Source organism: Pseudomonas sp. GM74 (genome assembly GCF_000282455.1).
In the GTDB taxonomy this organism is placed as follows: Bacteria; Pseudomonadota; Gammaproteobacteria; order Pseudomonadales; family Pseudomonadaceae; genus Aquipseudomonas.
Window position 1 is genome coordinate 40272 of record NZ_AKJG01000039.1, and the last position, 21341, is coordinate 61612.

At 59.2% G+C, this 21341-nt stretch carries 20 protein-coding genes; 4 read left to right on the forward strand and 16 right to left on the reverse strand.

Annotated features, from left to right (window positions below; genetic code table 11):
- Positions 1-2: 2 nt before the first annotated feature.
- The 3 genes from folP to rlmE form a co-directional block, all read right to left on the reverse strand.
- The gene (gene folP / locus PMI34_RS21695) at positions 3-854 is read right to left on the reverse strand and encodes a dihydropteroate synthase (protein WP_008047450.1); all 852 of its coding nucleotides are present in this window, start codon (positions 852-854) and stop codon (positions 3-5) included.
- A gap of 8 nt (positions 855-862) precedes the next feature.
- Positions 863-2773, reverse strand: coding sequence for an ATP-dependent zinc metalloprotease FtsH (gene ftsH / locus PMI34_RS21690; protein ID WP_015093436.1), 1911 nt, complete (start codon positions 2771-2773; stop codon positions 863-865).
- Positions 2774-2972: 199 nt separating this feature from the next.
- Positions 2973-3605: a 23S rRNA (uridine(2552)-2'-O)-methyltransferase RlmE gene (rlmE, locus tag PMI34_RS21685; protein WP_007988685.1), complete on the reverse strand. Its 633-nt coding sequence runs from the start codon at positions 3603-3605 to the stop codon at positions 2973-2975.
- A gap of 105 nt (positions 3606-3710) precedes the next feature.
- Between rlmE and PMI34_RS21680 the strand changes: the two genes are divergently transcribed.
- Positions 3711-4019 carry a YhbY family RNA-binding protein gene (locus tag PMI34_RS21680; protein WP_007942889.1) on the forward strand — a complete coding sequence of 103 codons (309 nt, stop codon included), beginning with the start codon at positions 3711-3713 and terminating at the stop codon, positions 4017-4019.
- 9 nt (positions 4020-4028) lie between these two features.
- On the opposite strand, the gene PMI34_RS21675 is transcribed toward PMI34_RS21680, so the two are convergent.
- The 8 genes from PMI34_RS21675 to grpE all read right to left on the reverse strand — a co-directional run bounded on the left by PMI34_RS21675 (position 4029) and on the right by grpE (position 14497).
- Complete coding sequence (locus PMI34_RS21675) at positions 4029-4433, reverse strand: hypothetical protein (protein ID WP_008047454.1); 405 nt, start codon at positions 4431-4433, stop codon at positions 4029-4031.
- 28 nt (positions 4434-4461) lie between these two features.
- Complete coding sequence (gene greA / locus PMI34_RS21670) at positions 4462-4938, reverse strand: transcription elongation factor GreA (protein WP_032829443.1); 477 nt, start codon at positions 4936-4938, stop codon at positions 4462-4464.
- Positions 4939-4940: 2 nt separating this feature from the next.
- Positions 4941-8162 carry a carbamoyl-phosphate synthase large subunit gene (gene carB, locus PMI34_RS21665; protein ID WP_008047456.1) on the reverse strand — a complete coding sequence of 1074 codons (3222 nt, stop codon included), beginning with the start codon at positions 8160-8162 and terminating at the stop codon, positions 4941-4943.
- 118 nt (positions 8163-8280) lie between these two features.
- Positions 8281-9417 (reverse strand): glutamine-hydrolyzing carbamoyl-phosphate synthase small subunit, encoded by a 1137-nt coding sequence (gene carA / locus PMI34_RS21660; protein ID WP_008047458.1) that lies wholly within the window; start codon positions 9415-9417, stop codon positions 8281-8283.
- Positions 9418-9676: 259 nt separating this feature from the next.
- The gene (dapB, locus tag PMI34_RS21655) at positions 9677-10480 is read right to left on the reverse strand and encodes a 4-hydroxy-tetrahydrodipicolinate reductase (protein WP_008047460.1); all 804 of its coding nucleotides are present in this window, start codon (positions 10478-10480) and stop codon (positions 9677-9679) included.
- A gap of 10 nt (positions 10481-10490) precedes the next feature.
- Complete coding sequence (gene dnaJ, locus PMI34_RS21650) at positions 10491-11615, reverse strand: molecular chaperone DnaJ (protein ID WP_008047463.1); 1125 nt, start codon at positions 11613-11615, stop codon at positions 10491-10493.
- A 296-nt stretch (positions 11616-11911) separates the two neighbouring features.
- The gene (gene dnaK / locus PMI34_RS21645; RefSeq protein ID WP_008047465.1) at positions 11912-13828 is read right to left on the reverse strand and encodes a molecular chaperone DnaK; all 1917 of its coding nucleotides are present in this window, start codon (positions 13826-13828) and stop codon (positions 11912-11914) included.
- Positions 13829-13930: 102 nt separating this feature from the next.
- Complete coding sequence (gene grpE, locus PMI34_RS21640; protein ID WP_008047467.1) at positions 13931-14497, reverse strand: nucleotide exchange factor GrpE; 567 nt, start codon at positions 14495-14497, stop codon at positions 13931-13933.
- Between the two features lie 240 nt (positions 14498-14737).
- Between grpE and recN the strand changes: the two genes are divergently transcribed.
- On the forward strand, positions 14738-16411 hold the full coding sequence (recN, locus tag PMI34_RS21635; RefSeq protein ID WP_008047468.1) for a DNA repair protein RecN: 1674 nt from the start codon (positions 14738-14740) through the stop codon (positions 16409-16411).
- A 76-nt stretch (positions 16412-16487) separates the two neighbouring features.
- Here the strand turns inward: recN and fur are convergent, their stop codons facing one another.
- Positions 16488-16892 (reverse strand): ferric iron uptake transcriptional regulator, encoded by a 405-nt coding sequence (fur, locus tag PMI34_RS21630; RefSeq protein WP_003197684.1) that lies wholly within the window; start codon positions 16890-16892, stop codon positions 16488-16490.
- Between the two features lie 97 nt (positions 16893-16989).
- Here fur and PMI34_RS21625 point away from each other — a divergent pair, with 97 nt between their 5' ends.
- On the forward strand, positions 16990-17517 hold the full coding sequence (locus PMI34_RS21625; RefSeq protein ID WP_007973139.1) for an outer membrane protein assembly factor BamE: 528 nt from the start codon (positions 16990-16992) through the stop codon (positions 17515-17517).
- A gap of 61 nt (positions 17518-17578) precedes the next feature.
- On the opposite strand, the gene PMI34_RS21620 is transcribed toward PMI34_RS21625, so the two are convergent.
- Genes PMI34_RS21620 through PMI34_RS21610 form a run of 3 tightly spaced genes read right to left on the reverse strand, consistent with a single transcriptional unit; the run spans position 17579 to position 19731 of the window.
- Positions 17579-17893, reverse strand: a complete 315-nt coding sequence (locus PMI34_RS21620; RefSeq protein WP_008047471.1) for an RnfH family protein — start codon at positions 17891-17893, stop codon at positions 17579-17581.
- Entirely contained in the window at positions 17886-18320 is a 435-nt protein-coding gene (locus PMI34_RS21615; RefSeq protein ID WP_008047473.1) for a type II toxin-antitoxin system RatA family toxin, read from the reverse strand. Before PMI34_RS21615 ends, PMI34_RS21620 begins: the two co-directional genes overlap by 8 nt.
- Positions 18321-18327: 7 nt before the next feature.
- Complete coding sequence (locus tag PMI34_RS21610; protein WP_008047474.1) at positions 18328-19731, reverse strand: sodium-dependent transporter; 1404 nt, start codon at positions 19729-19731, stop codon at positions 18328-18330.
- Positions 19732-19849: 118 nt separating this feature from the next.
- Between PMI34_RS21610 and smpB the strand changes: the two genes are divergently transcribed.
- The gene (smpB, locus tag PMI34_RS21605) at positions 19850-20332 is read left to right on the forward strand and encodes an SsrA-binding protein SmpB (RefSeq protein WP_007993569.1); all 483 of its coding nucleotides are present in this window, start codon (positions 19850-19852) and stop codon (positions 20330-20332) included.
- A gap of 178 nt (positions 20333-20510) precedes the next feature.
- Here smpB and PMI34_RS21600 read toward each other — a convergent pair whose 3' ends face one another.
- Positions 20511-21278 (reverse strand): GntR family transcriptional regulator, encoded by a 768-nt coding sequence (locus PMI34_RS21600; protein WP_008047475.1) that lies wholly within the window; start codon positions 21276-21278, stop codon positions 20511-20513.
- Positions 21279-21341: the final 63 nt, after the last annotated feature.

A 21341-nucleotide genomic window follows, 5' to 3' on the forward strand; every position in this document is an offset into this window, starting at 1 on the left:
TCTTATTCGGCTGATTCCACTGCGGCAATCATTCTCACCACATCCACTGTTTCGGCCACGTCATGGACGCGCAAGATACGCGCGCCCTTCTGCAAAGCCAGCGCCGCGAGAGCAAGACCGCCATACAAACGCTCTCCGACCGGCCGATTCAAGGCCTGACCGATCATGCTCTTGCGCGAAACACCGACCAGCAGTGGCCGCCCAAAGGCATGCAGGGCCTCCATATGCTTGAACAAGCTTAGATTGTGCTGCAAGGTTTTGGCGAAGCCAAAGCCGGGATCAAGAATGACCCGCTCAGCCGGAATACCCGCCAAAGAACACTGATGCAGACGCTCGGCGAGAAACTCGCCGACTTCCCTGGTGACATCCTGATACTGCGGATTGTCCTGCATATCGCCCGGCTCGCCCAGCATATGCATCAGGCAAACCGGCAGCCCGGTGGCCGCTGCAGCATCCAGGGCACCATCGCGACGCAACGAACGTACGTCATTGATCAACCCGGCACCCAGGCGCGCGGTTTCTCGCATGACGGCAGGCGTTGAGGTGTCCACCGATATGATCACATCCAGCTCGCGACTGATGCGCTCGACGATGGGAGCTACGCGCTCCAGCTCTTCGAGAGGCGATACGACCCTGGCACCGGGGCGGGTGGACTCTCCACCGACATCGATCAGCGTAGCGCCTGCCGCCACCATGGCTTCGGCGTGACGCATGGCCGCGTCGAGCTGACTGTATTGGCCACCATCGGAGAAAGAATCAGGGGTGACATTGAGAATACCCATGACATGCGTCTGGGCCAAATCAAGAACCCGATTGCCGCAAGGCAACCGGGTCGAGGACTGAACAGAAGTCATTTCAAACCTTATACGTCAGCAGCAGGACCGCCGATCGGTGTTTCCGGACGCTCATCCTGCACCACCGGCGGAGTACCGGAAGTACCCGTGCCACCCGACCAGTCGCGCGGCTCGCGAGGCGTACGACCCGCCATGATGTCGTCGATCTGCTCGGCATCGATCGTTTCGTACTTCATCAAGGCATCGGCCATCGCATCGAGCTTGTCACGGTTGTCCGTGAGAATCTGCTTCGCGGTGCCATAGCACTGATCGATGATGCTGCGCACTTCGGAGTCGATCAACTTGGCTGTCTCACCAGAGAAGCTTGCACTCTGACCGCCACCGCCGCGACCGAGGAACACTTCACCCTCTTCTTCGGCATACATCAACGGACCGAGTTTTTCCGAAAGACCCCACTTGGTCACCATGTTCCGCGCAATCTGGCTGGCGCGCATGATGTCGTTGGAGGCACCGGTGGTCACGCCATCGAAGCCCAGGGTCATTTCTTCAGCGATACGACCACCGTACAGCGAGCAGATCTGACTGATCAATGCACGCTTGGACAGGCTGTAACGATCTTCTTCCGGCAGGAACATGGTCACACCCAGCGCACGACCGCGCGGGATGATCGACACCTTGTACACCGGATCATGCTCTGGCACGACACGCCCCACGATGGCGTGACCCGCTTCGTGATAAGCCGTGTTCTGCTTTTCTTTCTCGGACATGACCATGGATTTGCGCTCGGCGCCCATCATGATCTTGTCTTTCGCCAGTTCGAACTCTTTCATTTCGACGATGCGCTTGCCGGCACGGGCAGCGAACAACGATGCCTCGTTCACCAGGTTGGCCAGGTCAGCACCGGAGAAGCCAGGAGTACCACGAGCAATCACGGCCGGAGCAACGTCGTCGCCCATCGGCACTTTGCGCATGTGAACCTTGAGAATCTGTTCGCGACCGCGGATGTCCGGCAGACCGACCACGACCTGACGGTCGAAACGACCCGGACGCAGCAACGCAGGATCCAGTACATCAGGACGGTTGGTCGCGGCAATCACGATGATGCCGTCATTCATTTCGAAGCCGTCCATCTCAACCAGCAACTGGTTGAGCGTCTGCTCGCGTTCGTCGTGACCACCACCCATACCGGCGCCACGATGGCGACCGACCGCATCGATTTCGTCGATGAAGATGATGCACGGAGCGTGTTTCTTGGCCTGTTCGAACATGTCGCGAACACGGCTGGCACCCACACCGACGAACATCTCGACGAAGTCGGAACCGGAAATGGTGAAGAACGGCACCTTGGCTTCGCCGGCGATGGCCTTGGCGAGCAAGGTCTTACCGGTACCCGGAGGACCGACCATCAGCACACCGCGAGGAATGCGGCCACCCAGGCGCTGGAACTTGCCCGGATCGCGCAGGAACTCGACCAACTCACCGACTTCTTCCTTGGCTTCGTCGCAACCGGCAACGTCAGCCAGGGTGGTTTTCACCTGATCCTCGGAGAGCAGGCGCGCCTTGCTTTTACCGAAGCTCATCGGCCCGCCCTTGCCACCGGCACCGCCCTGCATCTGCCGCATGAAGAACATGAACACGGCGATGATCACGAGGATAGGGAAGCTGGCGACCAGAAGCTGAGTCCAGATGGATTGCTGCTCAGGCTGCTTGCCTTCGACCACGACATGGTTATCCACCAGGTCGCCGATCAGGCCGTTGTCCTGGATCGCGGGACGAATGGTCTTGAAGCTGTCGCCGTCGTTGCGCTTGCCTGTAATCACGTAGCCATCAACCGCCACGCGCTCGACCTTGCCATCCTTAACCTGCTGGATGAAGTCGGAATAGTTGAGGGTCTGCGGCTCGTTAGGGCTGGAGAAGTTGTTCATCACCGTCACCAGGACAGCCGCGATGATCAACCACAGGATCAGATTCTTTGCCATATCGTTCAATTAACTACCCTCTGAAGCAAGCTCCGCTACTGACGCGCGCTTCGCATGATATTCACCGGCCTAACTTACTACATTACCTACAACTTGGCAGGCGCCGTCTGTAACCCTTTGTGAAACACTTCCTACACAATATTCGCTAATTCTGACAAGGCGTAATACAAAAATCCTATCACCCCGATCGAAAATTCACTCATTCCTCACTGCGGCCGCGGAAACCGCGGCCCAGCAGGTACTGCTCGCGAGAACGGTCGCGCGACGAAGTCGGCTTGCGCATCTGCACCTTCTCGAACTGCTGGCGAACGCTCTTGTGGAACTCGTCGAAGCCTTCGCCCTGGAAGATCTTGATCAAAAAATCACCACCGGGCTTGAGCACCCGCGTCGAAAGATCCAGTGCCAACTCGCACAGGAACATCGCTCGCGGCATGTCCACGGCCGGTAATCCACTCATATTGGGGGCCATGTCGGAAATCACAAGGTCTACTTCTTTATTTCCGACGGCATCGAGGATCTGGGCCAGCACGGCATCCTCGGTAAAGTCGCCTTGAATGAAGGTGACGTCGGGGATGCTGTCCATTTCAAGAATGTCAGAAGCGATCAGTGTGCCCTGCCCACCAATCAGACGACTGGTCACCTGGGACCACCCACCGGGTGCCGCACCAAGGTCGATTACACTCATTCCAGGGCGGATCAGGCGATCCTTTTCCTGGATCTCCAGCAGTTTGTAGCTGGCGCGGGAACGGTACCCGTCTTTTTGTGCCATTTTGACGAATGGGTCGTTGAAATGTTCTTGCAGCCACTTAAGGCTTGTCTTGGAACGGGCCACGGGATACCTCGGAAATAAAACGGGTCGTGATTAACTGGGCGGTCCCGGACTCGCTCGGGTAAACTGGCCGCCGCTTTTTACAAGATCAGACGCAGGGGTCAGATTATGCCGCTCACTCAAGAGCAGAAGAAACAGTACAAATCCATTGGCCACCATCTGAAACCGGTATTGATTGTGGCAGACAATGGTTTGACTGAAGGTGTGTTAGCCGAACTCGAACGCGCATTGGCGGATCACGAGCTGATCAAGATCAAGCTCAACATCCTCGATCGCGAATCGCGCCTGGCGTCCATTGCAGAGCTCTGCAAGGTCGGCAAAGCGGATCTGGTCCAGGTCATCGGCAAGATGGCACTGATCTACCGCAAGAACTTCAGCGTCAACAAGCAGCTGTCGAACGTCCATCGCTTCAAGTGATGGCAAGGGTCAAGGGTGTGCTTCGCGCACCCTGCCACTCCACCCCGGCATCGGCTGCAACACCAGCACCAGCCCGGAAAAGCCCAGAACAAGATAGCTGAACGCCTGCCAACGATCGGCATCCGGCCAGCCGAAACGCACCGCGAAGTACATCGCGCACGCATACAGCGCCATCAACAGCAGTTGCCCGCGAATATCCCGCCATAGACTGGCAAGGCCCTCGGCCTTAACCAGCACCAAAGCCTGAAAAATCACACACGCCGTAGCGAATCCCACTACCAGCGTATTGAGCATGCCTGCGATTTCATCGATCAGCAGCGGCGCCAGACCAATTCGCCCCAGCACCGGCAACAGACCGATTTGCAACAGCCACAGGCCGCCGACCCACAACATCTGGGTCAGTTGCCAAAGCATGGCGCCCGCACGAAACGGGCGCCGGCCTTCAGACGTGGCGAACTTCGACAATCTCGTACTCGATAACGCCGCCAGGCGTTTTGACTGCAACCACATCACCCTCTTCCTTGGCAATCAAGGCACGGGCAATCGGCGAGCCGACAGAGATTTTGCCGAGTTTGATGTCAGCCTCGTCCTCACCAACGATCTGGTAAGTCACGCTTTCATCGGTTTCGACGTTGGCGATTTCGACGGTTGTGCCGAAAATCACCTTGCCGGTGTGAGGAATGGTCGTCACATCGATGATCACCGCGTTCTGCATGCGGCCTTCGATGTCACGGATCCGCGCCTCGACCATACCCTGCTGCTCACGGGCAGCGTGGTATTCGGCGTTTTCCTTCAAGTCACCCAACTCGCGGGCCGTACCGATGTCCTGGCTGAGCTTCGGACGAACGACCTTGGTCAGGTGAGTGTGTTCTTCTTCCAGGGCGCGAGCGCCCTGAACGGTCATTGGGTACTTCGTTATGCTCATGCCTTCAATCCTGCGTGTAGATCCTGCAAGCGGCGCACGGTCTTCTCGGGACCGAACTTCAGCGCTTCACAGATGGCTTCGCCAGCAGCAATGGTGGTGGTGCAGTAAATCTTGTGCTGCAGGGCATTACGACGAATGGAGTACGAATCAGCGATCGACTGACGACCTTCGGTGGTGTTGATGATCAGCGTGACTTCGTCATTCTTGATCATGTCGACCACGTGCGGACGCCCCTCGGTCACCTTGTTCACACGGCGCACTTTCAGGCCTGCAGCCTCGATCAGCTTGGCAGTACCGGCAGTGGCAACCACTTCGAAGCCCAAGTTGATCAGATCACGGGCCACGCCCGCAACCAGTGGCTTGTCGTCGTCACGTACGCTGATGAACGCAGTACCGCCGGTCGGCAGAACTTCGCTGGCACCCATCTGGGCCTTGGCGAACGCTTCACCGAAGGTGTCGCCCACGCCCATCACTTCACCGGTGGACTTCATCTCAGGGCCGAGGATCGGGTCAACGCCAGGGAATTTGGCGAACGGGAACACCGCCTCTTTCACGCTGTAGAAGTTCGGAATGATTTCCTTGGTGAAACCCAGCTCTTTCAGGGTTTTACCGGCCATCACGCGCGCTGCGATCATCGCCAGGGAAACACCGATGCACTTGGACACGAACGGTACGGTACGGGAAGCACGCGGGTTGACTTCGATGACGTAGATGTCTTCGCCTTGCAGCGCCAACTGAACGTTCATCAGGCCGACCACGCCCAACTCCAGGGCCATTTTCTTGACCTGTTCGCGCATCTCGTCCTGGATGTGCGCCGGCAGCGAGTACGGTGGCAGCGAACACGCGGAGTCACCGGAGTGAACACCAGCCTGCTCGATGTGCTGCATGATCGCGCCGATTACCACGTCCTTGCCGTCGCAGACCGCATCCACGTCCATTTCAATGGCGCAGTTGAGGAAGTGGTCCAGCAGCACGGGGCTGTCGTTGGACACTTGAACCGCTTCACGCAGGTAGCGCTTGAGTTCTTCTTCTTCGTAGACGATTTCCATCGCACGGCCGCCCAGTACATAGGACGGACGCACCACCAGCGGGTAACCGATCTTGCTGGCGGCACGAATCGCTTCGTCTTCGCTGCGCACGGTGGCGTTTGGCGGCTGACGCAGGTTCAGGCGCTGGACCATCTGCTGGAAGCGCTCACGGTCTTCGGCACGGTCGATGGCGTCAGGGCTGGTGCCGATGATCGGCACGCCGGCAGCTTCCAGGGCACGCGCCAGTTTCAGCGGGGTCTGGCCGCCGTACTGGACGATCACGCCTTTCGGCTTCTCTACACGGACGATTTCCAGCACGTCTTCCAGGGTCACTGGCTCAAAGTACAGGCGATCGGAAGTGTCGTAGTCGGTGGAAACGGTTTCCGGGTTGCAGTTGACCATGATGGTCTCGTAACCATCATCGCGCAGAGCCAGTGCCGCGTGTACGCAGCAGTAGTCGAACTCGATGCCCTGGCCGATACGGTTAGGACCGCCGCCCAGGATCATGATCTTGTCGCGACCCGATGGCGCCGCTTCGCACTCTTCCTCGTACGTCGAGTAGAGGTAGGCAGTATCGGTGGCGAACTCGGCGGCGCAGGTGTCGACGCGCTTGTAGACCGGGAAGATTTCCAGCTTGTGACGGTGAGCACGCAGGCTCTTCTCGGTCACACCCAGCAATTTGGCCAGGCGCATATCGGAGAAGCCTTTGCGCTTGAGGCGGAACATCAGATCGCGGTCGATGCTGGTCAGACCCAGGGTCTTGACCTTCTCTTCTTCCTTGATCAGGTCTTCCATCTGCACCAGGAACCAAGGGTCGATCATGGTCATGCCGAAGATATCTTCGACGGTCATGCCGGCGCGCATTGCGTCCGCCACGTACCAGATACGCTCGGCGCCCGGCACGGTCAGCTCGCGCTTGAGTACGCTCATGCTTTCCGGGTTGGCCAGATCAACCTTCTCGTCCAGACCGCAAACGCCCACTTCCAGACCGCGCAGGGCTTTCTGCAGGGATTCCTGGAAGGTACGGCCAATGGCCATGACTTCACCAACCGACTTCATCTGAGTGGTCAGGCGCGCGTCAGCCTTGGCAAACTTCTCGAAAGCGAAGCGTGGCAGCTTGGTGACGACGTAGTCGATGGACGGTTCGAAGGACGCCGGGGTCTTGCCGCCGGTGATGTCGTTCGACAGCTCGTCCAGGGTGTAGCCCACAGCCAGCTTGGCCGCGACCTTGGCGATCGGGAAACCGGTGGCTTTCGAAGCCAGTGCCGAGGAACGGGATACACGCGGGTTCATCTCGATCACGACCATGCGGCCGGTGTTCGGGCAGATACCGAACTGAACGTTGGAACCGCCGGTTTCCACGCCGATCTCGCGCAGTACCGCCAGGGAGGCGTTACGCAGGATCTGGTATTCCTTGTCGGTCAGGGTCTGTGCAGGAGCCACGGTGATCGAGTCGCCGGTATGCACGCCCATCGGGTCGAAGTTTTCGATGGAGCAGACGATGATGCAGTTGTCCTTCTTATCGCGGACAACCTCCATTTCGTATTCTTTCCAGCCGATCAGGGATTCGTCGATCAGCAGCTCTTTGGTCGGCGACAGGTCCAGACCACGGGCGCAGATTTCTTCGAACTCTTCACGGTTGTAAGCGATACCGCCACCGGTGCCGCCCATGGTGAAGGACGGACGAATGATGCACGGGAAGCCGAGCTTCTCGAGGACCGCGTTGGCCTCTTCCATGCTGTGGGCAATACCGGAGCGCGGGCATGCCAGGCCGATGGATTTCATCGCCTTGTCGAAGCGCGAACGGTCTTCGGCCTTGTCAATGGTGTCGGCGTTGGCACCGATCATCTCTACGCCGAACTTCTCCAGAACGCCTTCGCGCTCCAGGTCCAGGGCGCAGTTCAGAGCAGTCTGGCCACCCATGGTTGGCAGCAGCGCGTCCGGACGCTCTTTCTCGATGATCTTGGCAACAGTCTGCCACTTGATCGGTTCGATGTAGGTGGCGTCGGCCATGGCCGGGTCGGTCATGATGGTGGCCGGATTGGAGTTCACCAGGATGACGCGGTAACCCTCTTCGCGCAGGGCTTTGCAGGCCTGGGCGCCGGAGTAGTCGAATTCGCAGGCCTGGCCGATCACGATCGGGCCAGCACCGAGAATCAGGATGCTTTTAATGTCTGTACGTTTTGGCATGGGTTTGTCACTCAAATCCGCAGGTCAGTCGGCAAGCCGTCTTGTTCAATCTGTGAAGCTTTGAGGGGGCCGCCGGTTTCGGGACCACCCTCAAGCCTTGCTACATCAGGGCGAGCGATCAGCGTCGCTTGGCCATCTCGGTGATGAAGCGATCGAACAATGGCGCTACGTCGTTCGGGCCAGGGCTGGCTTCCGGGTGACCCTGGAAGCTGAAGGCGCTCTTGTCGGTACGCTCGATCCCTTGCAGGGTGCCGTCGAACAGCGATTTGTGGATCGCGCGAACGTTGGCCGGCAGGGTCGCTTCGTCTACGGCAAAACCGTGGTTCTGGCTGGTGATCATTACCACGCCGCTGTCCAGGTCCTGGACGGGGTGGTTGGCACCGTGGTGGCCGTGACCCATTTTCAGGGTCTTGGCACCGGAGGCCAGGGCCAGCAGCTGGTGACCGAGGCAGATACCGAAGACCGGAATTTCGGTCTCCAGCACGTCCTTGATCGCCTGGATCGCGTAGTCGCAAGGCTCCGGGTCACCAGGGCCGTTGGACAGGAACACGCCGTCCGGCTTCAGCGCCAGCACATCGGCAGCAGGGGTTTGAGCAGGCACAACGGTCACGCGGCAACCGCGCTCGACCAGCATGCGCAGGATGTTCACCTTGACGCCGTAGTCGTAGGCAACCACGTGGTATGGCAGTTCGGACGCCTCGAGGGTCGCGTGGCTGTCGGTTTTCAGATCCCAGACAGTCGAACGCCATTCGTAGGAATCTTTGGTGCTGACGACTTTCGCCAGGTCCATGCCCTTGAGGCCAGGGAAGCCCTGGGCGGCGGCGATGGCAGCTTCTTCGGAGATGTTGTCACCGGCCATGATGCAGCCGTTCTGCGCGCCTTTTTCACGCAGGATGCGCGTCAGGCGACGGGTGTCGATACCGGCGATTGCCACAACGTTGTTGGCTTTCAGGTAATCGGACAGGGACATCGTGTTACGCCAGTTGCTCGCAACCAGTGGCAGGTCACGGATGACCAGGCCGGCAGACCAGACGCGATTGGACTCGGCGTCTTCCGGCGTGGTGCCGGTGTTGCCGATGTGCGGGTAAGTCAGGGTAACGATCTGTTGGGCGTAGGAAGGATCGGTAAGGATTTCCTGATAGCCGGTCATTGCGGTGTTGAACACCACCTCACCAACGGTTTGACCGTCGGCTCCAATGGCTTCGCCGCGAAAAATGCTGCCATCAGCAAGGGCGAGTATGGCTGGCTTAGTCAAGAAGACCTCCCGTAAATAAAGCCTGAAAGGGCGATCGCAGGTTGTAAAAAAGCGGAGTGACGTATGGACACGTCACCCCGCTTCTTCACTGAATTATTCTGCGCGCTTTTAGTGGACACACTAAAGCTGTAGCTTACAGAAAAAGGCTTTTTTGGTCTACCGCCAATGAGCCTTAAAGGCTGGAGAATGCGACAGGACGTCGCTTGGCGGAACAAAACCGGGCTCAAACGCTGTGCGCGAGCCCGATTTCGGGTGCATCTTAACGCAGTTCGAGCACGTCTTGCATGTCGTAAAGACCAGGCTCGCGCCCGTCCAGCCACAATGCAGCACGTACCGCGCCCTTGGCAAAGGTCATGCGACTGGACGCCTTGTGGGTGATCTCGACACGCTCGCCGTCGGCGGCGAACAGCACGGTGTGATCGCCGACGATGTCGCCAGCGCGCACAGTGGCGAAACCGATGGTCTCGCGATCACGAGCGCCGGTCTGACCCTCACGACCATACACCGCCACCTTCTTCAGATCGCGACCCAACGCATCGGCAATCACTTCACCCATGCGCACGGCAGTGCCGGACGGCGCATCGACTTTATGGCGATGGTGAGCTTCGGTGATTTCGATGTCGACATCGTCACCCAGCACACGGGCAGCGGTGTCGAGCAGTTTCAGGCACAGATTGACACCCACGCTGAAGTTGGCCGCGAAGACAATCGGAATGTCCTTGCCCGCTTCCGCCAGCAACTGCTTTTCTTCAACACTGAAACCGGTGGTACCGATGACCATGGCCTTGCCGTGCTTACGGCAGAAAGCCAGGTTCTTCAGGGTCACCGTCGGGTGCGTGAAGTCGATCAGCACGTCGAACTCGTCGACCACCCGATCCAGATCGCCGGACAGAGGCACACCGATTCGACCCAGCGCAGCCAGTTCACCGGCATCCGCGCCGACCAACGTGCTGTCGGGACGATCCACCGCCGCCGTCAGACCGGCACCCGGGGTCTGCTGCACCGCCTCAATCAGGGTCTTGCCCATGCGCCCGGCGGCGCCCATCACTGCAATACGTCGCATGCCTGCCTCCTTACAAATCGCCGAAGAAGCGCTTCACGCCTTCGAACCAACCGGTGGTTTTTGGCGAATGGCTGTTGTCATCCGCCAGCGAACTACGGAACTCCTCGAGCATTTCACGCTGACGACGGCTCAGGTTGACCGGCGTCTCGACCGCAACGCGGCACATCAGGTCGCCAGCACCACCGCCACGCACAGGCGCGACACCCTTGCCACGCACACGGAACTGCTTGCCGGTCTGGGTCCCCTCAGGGATCTTCAGCTTGACCCGACCATCAAGGGTCGGAATCTCCAGCTCGCCACCCAGCGCCGCATCGACGAAGCTGATCGGCACCTCACAGAACAGATGCTTGCCATCGCGCTGGAAAATCGCGTGCTCGCGCACGTTGATCACCACGTACAGGTCGCCGGTCGGCCCGCCCTGGGCACCCGCCTCGCCTTCGCCGGACAGACGAATGCGGTCACCGGTATCGACACCGGCCGGCACTTTCACCGACAGGGTCTTGTACTCTTCGACACGACCTTCGCCGTGGCAGGAATCGCACGGATCGGAAATGATCTTGCCCTGGCCATGGCAGCGCGGGCAGGTCTGCTGCACCGAGAAGAAACCTTGCTGCATGCGCACCTGACCGATACCGCCGCACGTCGGGCAGGTCACCGGCGCAGAACCTTTCTTGGCCCCGGAGCCGTCGCAAGGCTTGCAGTTGACCAGCGTCGGAACGCGGATATTCACCGTCGTACCGCGCACCGCCTCTTCGAGATCCAGTTCCAGGGTGTAGCGCAGGTCACTGCCGCGCTGAGCGCCGCCACGGGAACCGCCGCGACCGCCACCGAAGAAGTCACTGAAGACATCGCCAAAGATGTCGGAGAAGTTCTGGCCACCGAAACCGGCACCGCCGCCACCCATGCTCGGGTCGACACCGGCATGACCGTACTGATCGTATGCCGCGCGTTTGCTGGAGTCGGACAGCACTTCGTAGGCCTCGTTGGCCTCCTTGAACATCTCTTCCGACGCCTTGTCATCGGGATTACGGTCCGGGTGGTGCTTCATCGCCAGGCGACGGTAAGCCTTCTTCAGGTCCGCTTCGCTTGAGCCACGCTCAACACCCAACACTTCGTAATAGTCACGCTTTGCCATAAGTCTTTGCACTCTTGAGGACGTCCGACAAAACCCTCCTGAGTTTGCCGAACTCGTTGAGCCCCAATACAGGCCCGGACCCAACTCACGTCAATTCAACGATCCTGGTCTTTGTTTCAAAGTGGCACTTTCGGCTCGGAAAGCAGGAGCATTCCCGGCCATGCCAGCAGCACGCGAACGCTGTCGCATGCTGTAAAAATTCGCGTATTCCAGATACGCCAACGCGGGAGCAAGCTCCCGCGCGGCGACATCCTACCAGTCACCGCCTAAAGGCAGTCAACCGGCCGACCAACAACTTACTTGTGGTCTTTGACTTCTTCGAACTCGGCGTCGACAACGTCGTCAGCCTTTTCAGCCGATTCAGCGTGCGGTGCCGCGCCTTCAGCAGGCTGAGCCTGTTCGGCGTACATCTTCTGCGCCACTGGAGCGGAGACTTTCGACAGCTCTTCAACCTTGGCGTCGATAGCAGCCTTGTCGTCGCCTTTAACGGCGGCTTCCAGAGCAACTACAGCCGCTTCGATTGCAGTCTTCTCTTCGGCACTCACTTTATCGCCGGCATCGGCAACCATTTTGCGCGTCGAGTGAACCAGCGCGTCGCCCTGGTTACGGGCAGCGGCCAGCTCTTCGAACTTGCGGTCTTCCTCGGCGTTCGCCTCGGCATCACGCACCATGCGCTCGATTTCTTCGTCGGACAGACCGGAGTTGGCCTTGATCACGATCGACTGAGTCTTGCCGGTAGCCTTGTCCTTCGCACCTACGTGCAGGATGCCGTTGGCGTCGATGTCGAAGGTCACTTCGATCTGCGGCACACCACGTGGAGCAGGTGGAATGTCGGCCAGGTCGAACTTGCCCAGGGACTTGTTCTGAGCAGCTTGCTTACGCTCGCCCTGCAGCACGTGGATGGTCACGGCGCCCTGGTTGTCGTCGGCAGTCGAGAACACTTGCGATTTCTTGGTAGGAATCGTGGTGTTTTTCTCGATCAGCGCGGTCATCACGCCACCCATGGTTTCGATACCCAGGGTCAGCGGGCTGACGTCGAGCAGCAGAACGTCTTTCACGTCACCGGCCAGTACCGCGCCCTGGATGGCAGCACCCATGGCAACCGCTTCGTCCGGGTTGACGTCTTTACGAGCTTCTTTACCGAAGAACTCGGTCACCAGCTTCTGAACCAGTGGCATACGGGTCTGACCGCCCACCAGGATCACGTCGTTGATCGCGCCAACGTCGATACCGGCATCTTTCATTGCGATGCGGCAAGGTTCGATGGTGCGCTGAACCAGGTCTTCCACCAATGCTTCGAGCTTGGCGCGGGAGATCTTCACGTTCAGGTGCTTGGGACCGGTGGCGTCTGCAGTGATGTACGGCAGGTTCACGTCGGTCGACTGGCTCGAGGACAGTTCGATCTTGGCTTTTTCAGCGGCTTCTTTCAGGCGCTGCATGGCCAGCGGGTCACCCTTGAGGTTCATGCCGCTTTCTTTCTTGAATTCGTCGACGAGGTAGTCGATCAGACGAATGTCAAAGTCTTCACCGCCCAGGAACGTGTCACCGTTGGTGGCCAGTACTTCGAACTGGTGCTCGCCATCGACTTCAGCGATCTCGATCACGGAAACGTCGAAAGTACCACCGCCCAGGTCGTAAACGATCACGGTGTGATCGCCCTTGGCCTTGTCCATACCGTAGGCCAGAGCGGCTGCGGTCGGTTCGTTGATGATACGTTTTACGTCCAGGCCAGCGATGCGGCCGGCGTCTTTGGTCGCCTGGCGCTGGCTGTCGTTGAAGTAGGCCGGAACGGTGATCACCGCTTCAGTCACGGTCTCGCCGAGGTAGTCTTCGGCGGTCTTCTTCATTTTCTTCAGGATTTCAGCCGAGATTTGTGGCGGTGCCATTTTCTGGCCGTTCACTTCAACCCAGGCGTCGCTGTTGTCAGCCTTGACGATCTTGTAAGGGACCATCTGAATGTCTTTCTGTACGACTTCTTCGTCGAAACGACGACCGATCAGACGCTTCACCGCATACAGGGTGTTGTGCGGATTGGTCACTGCCTGACGCTTGGCCGACTGGCCAACCAGGATTTCGCCATCGTTGGCGTAAGCGATGATCGACGGCGTGGTACGCGCGCCTTCAGCGTTTTCAATAACTTTTGCCTTGCCGTTTTCCAGCACGGAGACGCAGGAGTTGGTAGTCCCCAGGTCGATACCGATAATTTTGCCCATGTTCACTCTCCCGAAACTTTGGATTTGGTTGCCGCAGCAGTGGTGGCTAACTGCGGTAGCACTTAAACGCTTGACTTATAAATGGGGGCCTTGCGGCGGATTTCAAGCCTGCTCGTCAATCGAAGGCGAAACCGGCGCAGGCGCCTTGCTGACCACGACCATCGCCGGGCGCAGCAGGCGACCATTGAGCTGATAGCCCTTCTGGAACACCTTCAGAACGCTGTTCGGCTCGACGTCGGCGCTTTCCTGCATGGCCATCGCCTGATGGTGAACGGCGTTGAACGGTTCGCCATGGGGATCGATCGCTTCAAGCTGATAACGCTTGAGGGTGTCCTGGAACATTTTCAGGGTCAGCTCGATGCCTTCGCGCATCGGACGGATGCTTTCGTCGTCCGGGCTGGACAGTTCCAGGCCGCGCTCCAGGCTGTCGACGATCGGCAGCAGGTCGCCGGCGAATTTTTCCAGCGCGAACTTGTGAGCCTTCTCCACATCCTGCTCGGCGCGACGGCGGACGTTCTGCAGATCGGCGGCTACACGCAAAGCCTGATCCTGAGCGCCTGCCAGTTGCTCTTCGAGCACTTGTACACGAGCCGCCAGGTCATCACCCGAAGCCTCGGGCGCCTGGTTGGCGTCTGGGTTTTGCGTATCCACTGTCTGTTCGTCAGCCATAGATTTCTCCTTTCAATTTCGTCCGCGAGCTCAACTCGCGCTTCTGCCCAGCTATATGGGGCCGCAAAATCCGGCTTCAAGGGGGTCCGACGATTAACCCTACAAAAAACAACTGCTTTGTCATTCCCGGTCGCGATAAGGCTTTCGTCGGACCGAGCGAATAGAGCTAACGAGGGGCATTGTCAGCCAGAAACAAAACACTGTATAAATAACCAGACCTAACACCTGGGAGCGGCCCATATGCTGGTGCACCTGTCCGTACACAACTACGCCATCGTTGAACATCTCGATCTCGAACTCGATCGCGGGATGAGCGTGATCACCGGGGAAACCGGCGCGGGCAAGTCGATCATGCTCGACGCGCTGGGCCTGACCCTGGGCGATCGCGCCGACAGCGGCGTGGTCCGCCCCGGCGCCGACAAGGCCGACATCCTGGCCACCTTCGATCTGGTCGACATTCCGGAAGCCAGCGCCTGGCTGGCCGAGCGCGACCTCGAGAACGACGGCCCGTGCATCCTGCGCCGGGTCATCACATCCGAAGGACGTTCGCGCGGCTACATCAACGGCACGCCCTGCCCGCTTGGCGACCTCAAGGCGCTGGGCGAGCTGCTGATCGACATTCACAGCCAGCACGAGCACCAATCCCTGCTCAAGACCGATACCCACCGTCGCCTGCTCGATGAATATGCCGGTGCGACCGATCTGGCCCGCCAGGTTCAACTCGCCGCCCAGCGCTGGCGCCAGACTCGCCAGGAGCTGGAGCGACTCTCCAACTCCGGCGACGAGCAACGCGCCCGCCATCAGTTGCTCAGCTATCAACTCGAAGAGCTGGAAAACCTTGGCCTCGGTGACAATGAGCTGGAGCAACTGGAGCAGGAACACAAGAACCTGACCAACGCCGAGACCCTGCTCGGGATCTGTCGGCAAGTTGTCGAGCAATGCAGTGAAAGTGATTCCGGAAATGTACTGAACGCCCTCACCGCCAGCCTCAACCGCCTGTCGAGCGTGAACAGCTCGATCGGTGCGCTGGGCGAGGCCAGCAGCCTGTTGACCAGTGCACAGATCCAGGTTGAAGAGGCCGTAGGTGAGCTCAACCGCTTCCTCGACAACTTCGATGCCGATCCGTCGCGCCTTCAATACCTCGAAGAACGCCTCGACGCGATCTACACCCTGGCGCGCAAACACCGCATCCAGCCGACCGAAGTCGCCGAGATGCAGCAGAAACTGCTGGATGAAATCGAAACCCTCAACGCCAACGACGAATCCATCGAGCGGCTGAGCGACGAGCTCTCTTCATACGCTCGCCATTATCAGGAAAAGGCTCGGGAACTGAGCGACCTACGTCATCAAGCCTCGAGCAGCCTGGCCAGCGCCGTGGAACAGGAAATCCAGCGCCTGGGCATGCCAGGCGGGCGCTTCACCATCGAACTGCGCCCAAACAGCAGCGACGAACTGCTGCCTAACGGACTTGAACAGGTTGAACTGCTGGTCAGCGCCAACCCGGGCCAACCATTGAAAGCCTTGGCAAAAGTCGCATCCGGAGGCGAACTGTCACGGATCAGCCTGGCCATCCAGGTGATCACCGCGCAGACCTCCCGCGTACCGACCCTGGTGTTCGACGAAGTCGATGTCGGCATTGGCGGTCCAACCGCGGAAATCGTCGGCCAGTTGCTGCGCAGGCTCGGCGAGCGTGGGCAGGTACTGACCGTGACCCACTTGCCGCAAGTGGCGGCGCAAGGTCATCAACATCTATTTGTGCATAAAGTGCGCGGCGAAGATGCCACCCGCACGGCCGTTTCCAAACTGAGCAAAAACGACCGCGTCGAAGAAGTCGCACGGATGCTGGGGGGCATAGATCTCACCAAGGAATCCCTGGCGCACGCAAAAAAAATGGTGGTCGCCGCAAAAGCTTGAATAAAGGCAGAAAGCACGAAGGCGACCCTGGGGTCGCCTTCGTTCGTTTCGCGAACCTCAAGTTCGCGCGACATGCTTACTTTTTCTTGCGCACGTACAGCACCAGATTGTGATCAACCATCTCGAAGCCATACTTGTCGACGATTGCTTTCTGAAGCCGCTCGATTTCTTCGTCGAAGAATTCGATCACTTCGCTGGTTTCGACGTTGACCATATGGTCGTGATGCTTTCCGTCGTCCAGCTCGAAGACCGCATGGCCTCCGTCGAAGTTGTGCCGCACCACAAGGCCAGCTGCCTCGAACTGAGTCAGTACACGGTAAACCGTGGCCAGACCGACGTCCTCACCAGCCTCCATAAGGGCCTTGTAGACATCCTCGGCACTCATGTGGCGCTGCTCGGCGGAATCGAGCATTTGCAGAATTTTGACCCGTGGCAGGGTCACTTTGAGGCCGGCTTTGCGTAGTTCGCTATTTTCAACCATGGTCAGCTTTCTCGCGATGCTGCTTCGCAGCTTCTCTTAATGCGGGTATGATCGGCGTTTACGTTGTCCCAGCCAAGATAGTGGAAGTCGCCCACCGATGCAAAACACCAAGCTCTTGCTAACCAGTTTCACCTTTGTGGGACTGCTCGCACTCGCCGGTTGTTCATTCCCCGGGGTTTACAAAATCGACATCCAGCAGGGCAATGTCGTCACGCAGGACATGATAGACCAGTTACGCCCGGGAATGACCCGTAAGCAAGTACGGTTTATCATGGGCAACCCTCTGCTGACTGACACGTTCCATGCCGATCGCTGGGATTATCTGTACAGCCTGCAACCGGGTGGCGGTGAACGCCAACAGGAACGCATCAGCGTTATCTTCAACCCAAATGATCAGCTTGTCAGCCTCTCTGGTGATTTCATGCCAGGCGTGAGCCGTGACGAAGCCATTCTCGGCAAGGACAGCGGCACAACGGTGGCGGCCCCGGCAGAAAACGTCGAGAAGCCAAAACCGGAAAAACCGGTCAAGCCAGGTTCGTTGCTGGATCAGATCCAGAAGGACGTCGACGGTGTAGAAACCGTTCCGGTCCCGACGCCGCAACCACTGGATACCTCGCCGCAATAATTTGCGACGCAATAAAAAGCCCGGCATGCCCGGGCTTTTTATTGTCTGGTGTTTCAGCCATTCACTGATTCCGCGCCTTGGCCTCGGCAGCTTTCGCCGCCCGCAGTCGGCGCACCTCTTTCGGATCGGCCAGCAACGGGCGGTAAATCTCGATGCGATCCCCGGCCTGGACTGCCCGACTCTCCGGGTCAGCTACCACCTTGCCGAAGATCCCCACAGGACAATGGGTCAGATCCAGCTCCGGAAACTCTTCAGCCACCGCCGACCTGAGCAAGGCCGCACGCACGGTCGTTCCGACAGGCACGGCCACTGTCAGCAGCACCTGACGGTCTACGGCCGCGTAGACCACCTCGACTTCAATCATGACCTCAACCATGTATCTGCTTGGCGCGCTGGCAGAACGCATCCACCAAAGTGTTCGCCGCCTGATTGAACAGTGGCCCCAAGGTGGCACGAACCAGCGGCCCCGCATAATCGAACGACAGATCGAGGCTGATCTTGCAGGCTTTGTCAGTCAGCGCCTTGAATACCCAGATGCCATGCAATTGGGTGAAAGGACCCTCTTCGAGGTTCATTTCGATCGACTGCCCCGGAACCAGGGTGTTGCGCGTGACGAAATGCTGGCTGAGGCCGCCCTTCGCCACGCCGACGCTCGCCCGCATATGTTCAGGGGTGCTCTCCAGGACTTCGGCCGAGGAACACCACGGCAGAAACTCCGGATAGCGCGCCACGTCGTTGACCAGGTCATACAGCGCTTGCGCCGGGTACGGCAGCAAGGCCGAACGTGAAATGTGTGTCGTCATGTCAGCGTCACTTCCACAGCTGGGCGGCAAACACTACGAGAATGCCGATGGGCGCCACATAGCGCATCAAGAACAAGGACAGGCCAAACAGCACAGGGTTGCGGATCGACAACTCGTCGCGCACCGCTTCACGCCCCATGATCCAGCCCGCAAACACCACGAAACACAAACCGCCAAGCGGCAACATGAGTCGCGAGGTGAAGAAATCGATCACACCGAAGAAGTCCAGGCCACCGGTTGCTCCCCACTGGTAGAGGTGGAACATCCCGCCTTCGTTCACGAAGAACTTGGCCTCCTTCCAGATATTGAAGGAGAACACCGTGCCCAGGCCGACAAACCAGCAACTGAACGCCAGCCAGAAGGTGACCCAGGCACGACTCACTTTAGTGCGCTCGACCAGGTAGGCCACCATCGGTTCCAGCAGGGAAATCGCCGAACTCCAGGCAGCGACCGCCACCAGCACGAAGAACACCACCCCCATCAACTGCCCGAACGCCACGTTACCGAAGGCAAAGGGCAGGCTGACGAACATCAGCCCCGGCCCTTCGCTCGGATTCAGGCCCGCCGCGAAAACAATCGGAAACAATGCCAGGCCGGCCACCAGGGAAACGAAGGTATCGAGCAGCGCCACACCAACAACCGTCCCTGAAATCGACGAGTTCTTCGGCATGTAGGCCCCGTAGATCATGATCGAGCCGACGCCCACGCTCAGGGAAAAGAACGCATGTCCCATCGCGGGCAGCAAGCCATCCAGGACCTTTTCCGGGTGGAAGTCGAACATGAAATGCACGCCTTCCATGAAATGCCCGGTGGTCATGCTGTAGCCCAGCAGCACAAGGATCATTACGAACAGCAGCGGCATCATGATGCGCAAACTGCGTTCAAGCCCGGCAACCACGCCCTTGGCGATCACTACCGCGGACAACAGCATGAAAATCGTGTGCCAAAGTGTCAGGCGCCAGGGATCGGCGATCACATTGCCGAAGTAAGCCCCCACCTGATCAGGCGTCGCCCCCTGGAAGTCGCCACGGCCCATGTCGATGATGTAGTCCAGCGACCAGCCGCCGACCACACTGTAGAACGACAGTATCAGCAACGCCGTGATCATCCCGGCAAACGCGCCCCAGGACCATTTGGCCGAGTGCCCCGCCTCCACCGCCAGTATCTTCAAGGCATTGGCCGGACTCTGCCGGGCACGCCGGCCGATCAGGGTTTCCGCCAGCATGACCGGCACTCCGATCAGCGCGATGCAGGCCAGGAACATCAGCACGAAGGCACCGCCGCCATAGACGCCGACCATGTACGGGAATTTCCAGATACTACCCAGCCCCACGGCCGAACCGGTCGCGGCGAGTATGAAGACCCAGCGGCTAGCCCAACTGCCGTGGACAGAAACCTTGTCTGTCGACATCGTTATCACGCCCAAGCGTTCAAAAAAGAGGCCGCATTGTCCGGGATTCAATCAACCTGCTCAAGCACGTAGCAACACCGTAGCCGACTCGCGTGCAACTCCCTATAATGCCGCCCCTATGGCTAAACAGAAGAAACACCCAACAGGGACCATCGCGCAAAACAAAAAGGCGCGACACGATTACTTCATCGAACATCGTTTCGAGGCTGGTCTGGTCCTGGCCGGCTGGGAAGTAAAAAGTCTGCGGGCAAGCAAGCTGCAGCTGGTTGACAGCTACGTGCTGCTCAAGGATGGCGAAGCCTGGCTGCTCGGCAGCCACATCACGCCCCTGACGACCGCCAGTACCCACGTCATCGCTGACCCGGTGCGCACCCGCAAGTTGCTGCTCAACCGGCGCGAGCTGGAAAAGCTGGCCGCTGCCGTGCAGCAAAAGGGTTACGCCTGCGTGTGCCTGTCCTGGTACTGGAGCAAGCACATGGTCAAGTGCGAGATCGCCTTGGGCAAGGGCAAGAAGGAATACGACAAGCGCGATACCGAACGCGAACGCGACGCCGGTCGCGAATTGCAGCGTGCGGTGCGCAACAAGGGCAAGGAAGAGTAATTTTCCTGCCGGATTGCGGCATTGTGGCGAGGGAGCTTGCTCCCGCTGGGGTGCGAAGCGCCCCTCGCTTGACGGCGTCCATCACCTAAACTGCTGACGACTGCTGCGCAGCCGAACGGGAGCAAGCTCCCTCGCCACAACAAGCCCTCTCACCACAGCAAGCTCCCTCGCCACAGCCTCACATCCCCTTGCGCCGCTCCGCCCGAGCCATGCGCTGCACTTCCTGACGCACCTCTTCCAGCACTTCCTGCACATACAGAATGTGTCGACTGGAAACTTCCCGCGCCTGCTCCGCCCGCCCCTCGATAATCGCCTGATACAACTCCCGATGCTGCATGATCAGCATGTCGCGGGTTTCAGTGCGTTGTTTGTACATGCCACCGATGTTGGTCACCACGTTGCGCTTGAGCAGGTCGAACAGCCCACGAATGGTATGCAGCAACACGGCATTGTGGCTGGCCTCGGCAATCGCCAGGTGAAAACTTGCGTCCGCGGCCCCCTCTTCGGCACGACTCACCTCTTCGTGACGCGAATAACAGTCCTGCAATTCGTTGAATGCCGCGGTCAACCGCTCGCGATCCACATCCGTGGCACGCAGCGCCGCGTAGTAAGCGCAAGACGCTTCCAGCGTATGGCGAAACTCCAGAAGATCGCGTTGCGCCTCGGGGTTGCTTTCCAGCAGCTGCAACAAGGGATCGCTGAAGGTGGTACCCAGCGATTCCACCACATAGTTGCCGCCACCCTGACGACTGACCAGCAGGCCCTTGGCGGTCAGCTTCTGAATGGCTTCGCGCAATGAAGGGCGTGACACGCCAAATTGCTCGGCCAGCGCACGCTCGGCCGGCAAGCGCTCACCCGCTTTGAGCGTGCCCTCGAGGATCATGCCCTCAAGCTGCTCGACAATATCGTCAGACAAACGGCGCTGACGAATCTGATCAAACCCCATAACTCGATTACTCCACGATCCGACGGCTCGCCGGGGCTCTATTCTGGCCTATTGGCGCCGCGC

What these genes read in the sequence shown, in the direction of transcription:
- PMI34_RS21600 (WP_008047475.1), bottom strand. Translation starts at nt 21,278, where the DNA reads ATGGGGTTTGATCAGATTCGTCAGCGCCGTTTGTCTGACGATATTGTC.
- PMI34_RS21675 (WP_008047454.1), bottom strand. Translation starts at nt 4,433, where the DNA reads ATGCTTTGGCAACTGACCCAGATGTTGTGGGTCGGCGGCCTGTGGCTG.
- smpB (WP_007993569.1), top strand. Translation starts at nt 19,850, where the DNA reads ATGGCTAAACAGAAGAAACACCCAACAGGGACCATCGCGCAAAACAAA.
- PMI34_RS21680 (WP_007942889.1), top strand. Translation starts at nt 3,711, where the DNA reads ATGCCGCTCACTCAAGAGCAGAAGAAACAGTACAAATCCATTGGCCAC.
- folP (WP_008047450.1), bottom strand. Translation starts at nt 854, where the DNA reads ATGACTTCTGTTCAGTCCTCGACCCGGTTGCCTTGCGGCAATCGGGTT.
- grpE (WP_008047467.1), bottom strand. Translation starts at nt 14,497, where the DNA reads ATGGCTGACGAACAGACAGTGGATACGCAAAACCCAGACGCCAACCAG.
- PMI34_RS21615 (WP_008047473.1), bottom strand. Translation starts at nt 18,320, where the DNA reads ATGACGACACACATTTCACGTTCGGCCTTGCTGCCGTACCCGGCGCAA.
- dnaK (WP_008047465.1), bottom strand. Translation starts at nt 13,828, where the DNA reads ATGGGCAAAATTATCGGTATCGACCTGGGGACTACCAACTCCTGCGTC.
- ftsH (WP_015093436.1), bottom strand. Translation starts at nt 2,773, where the DNA reads ATGGCAAAGAATCTGATCCTGTGGTTGATCATCGCGGCTGTCCTGGTG.
- PMI34_RS21610 (WP_008047474.1), bottom strand. Translation starts at nt 19,731, where the DNA reads ATGTCGACAGACAAGGTTTCTGTCCACGGCAGTTGGGCTAGCCGCTGG.
- dapB (WP_008047460.1), bottom strand. Translation starts at nt 10,480, where the DNA reads ATGCGACGTATTGCAGTGATGGGCGCCGCCGGGCGCATGGGCAAGACC.
- recN (WP_008047468.1), top strand. Translation starts at nt 14,738, where the DNA reads ATGCTGGTGCACCTGTCCGTACACAACTACGCCATCGTTGAACATCTC.
- PMI34_RS21625 (WP_007973139.1), top strand. Translation starts at nt 16,990, where the DNA reads ATGCAAAACACCAAGCTCTTGCTAACCAGTTTCACCTTTGTGGGACTG.
- dnaJ (WP_008047463.1), bottom strand. Translation starts at nt 11,615, where the DNA reads ATGGCAAAGCGTGACTATTACGAAGTGTTGGGTGTTGAGCGTGGCTCA.
- carB (WP_008047456.1), bottom strand. Translation starts at nt 8,162, where the DNA reads ATGCCAAAACGTACAGACATTAAAAGCATCCTGATTCTCGGTGCTGGC.
- fur (WP_003197684.1), bottom strand. Translation starts at nt 16,892, where the DNA reads ATGGTTGAAAATAGCGAACTACGCAAAGCCGGCCTCAAAGTGACCCTG.
- PMI34_RS21620 (WP_008047471.1), bottom strand. Translation starts at nt 17,893, where the DNA reads ATGGTTGAGGTCATGATTGAAGTCGAGGTGGTCTACGCGGCCGTAGAC.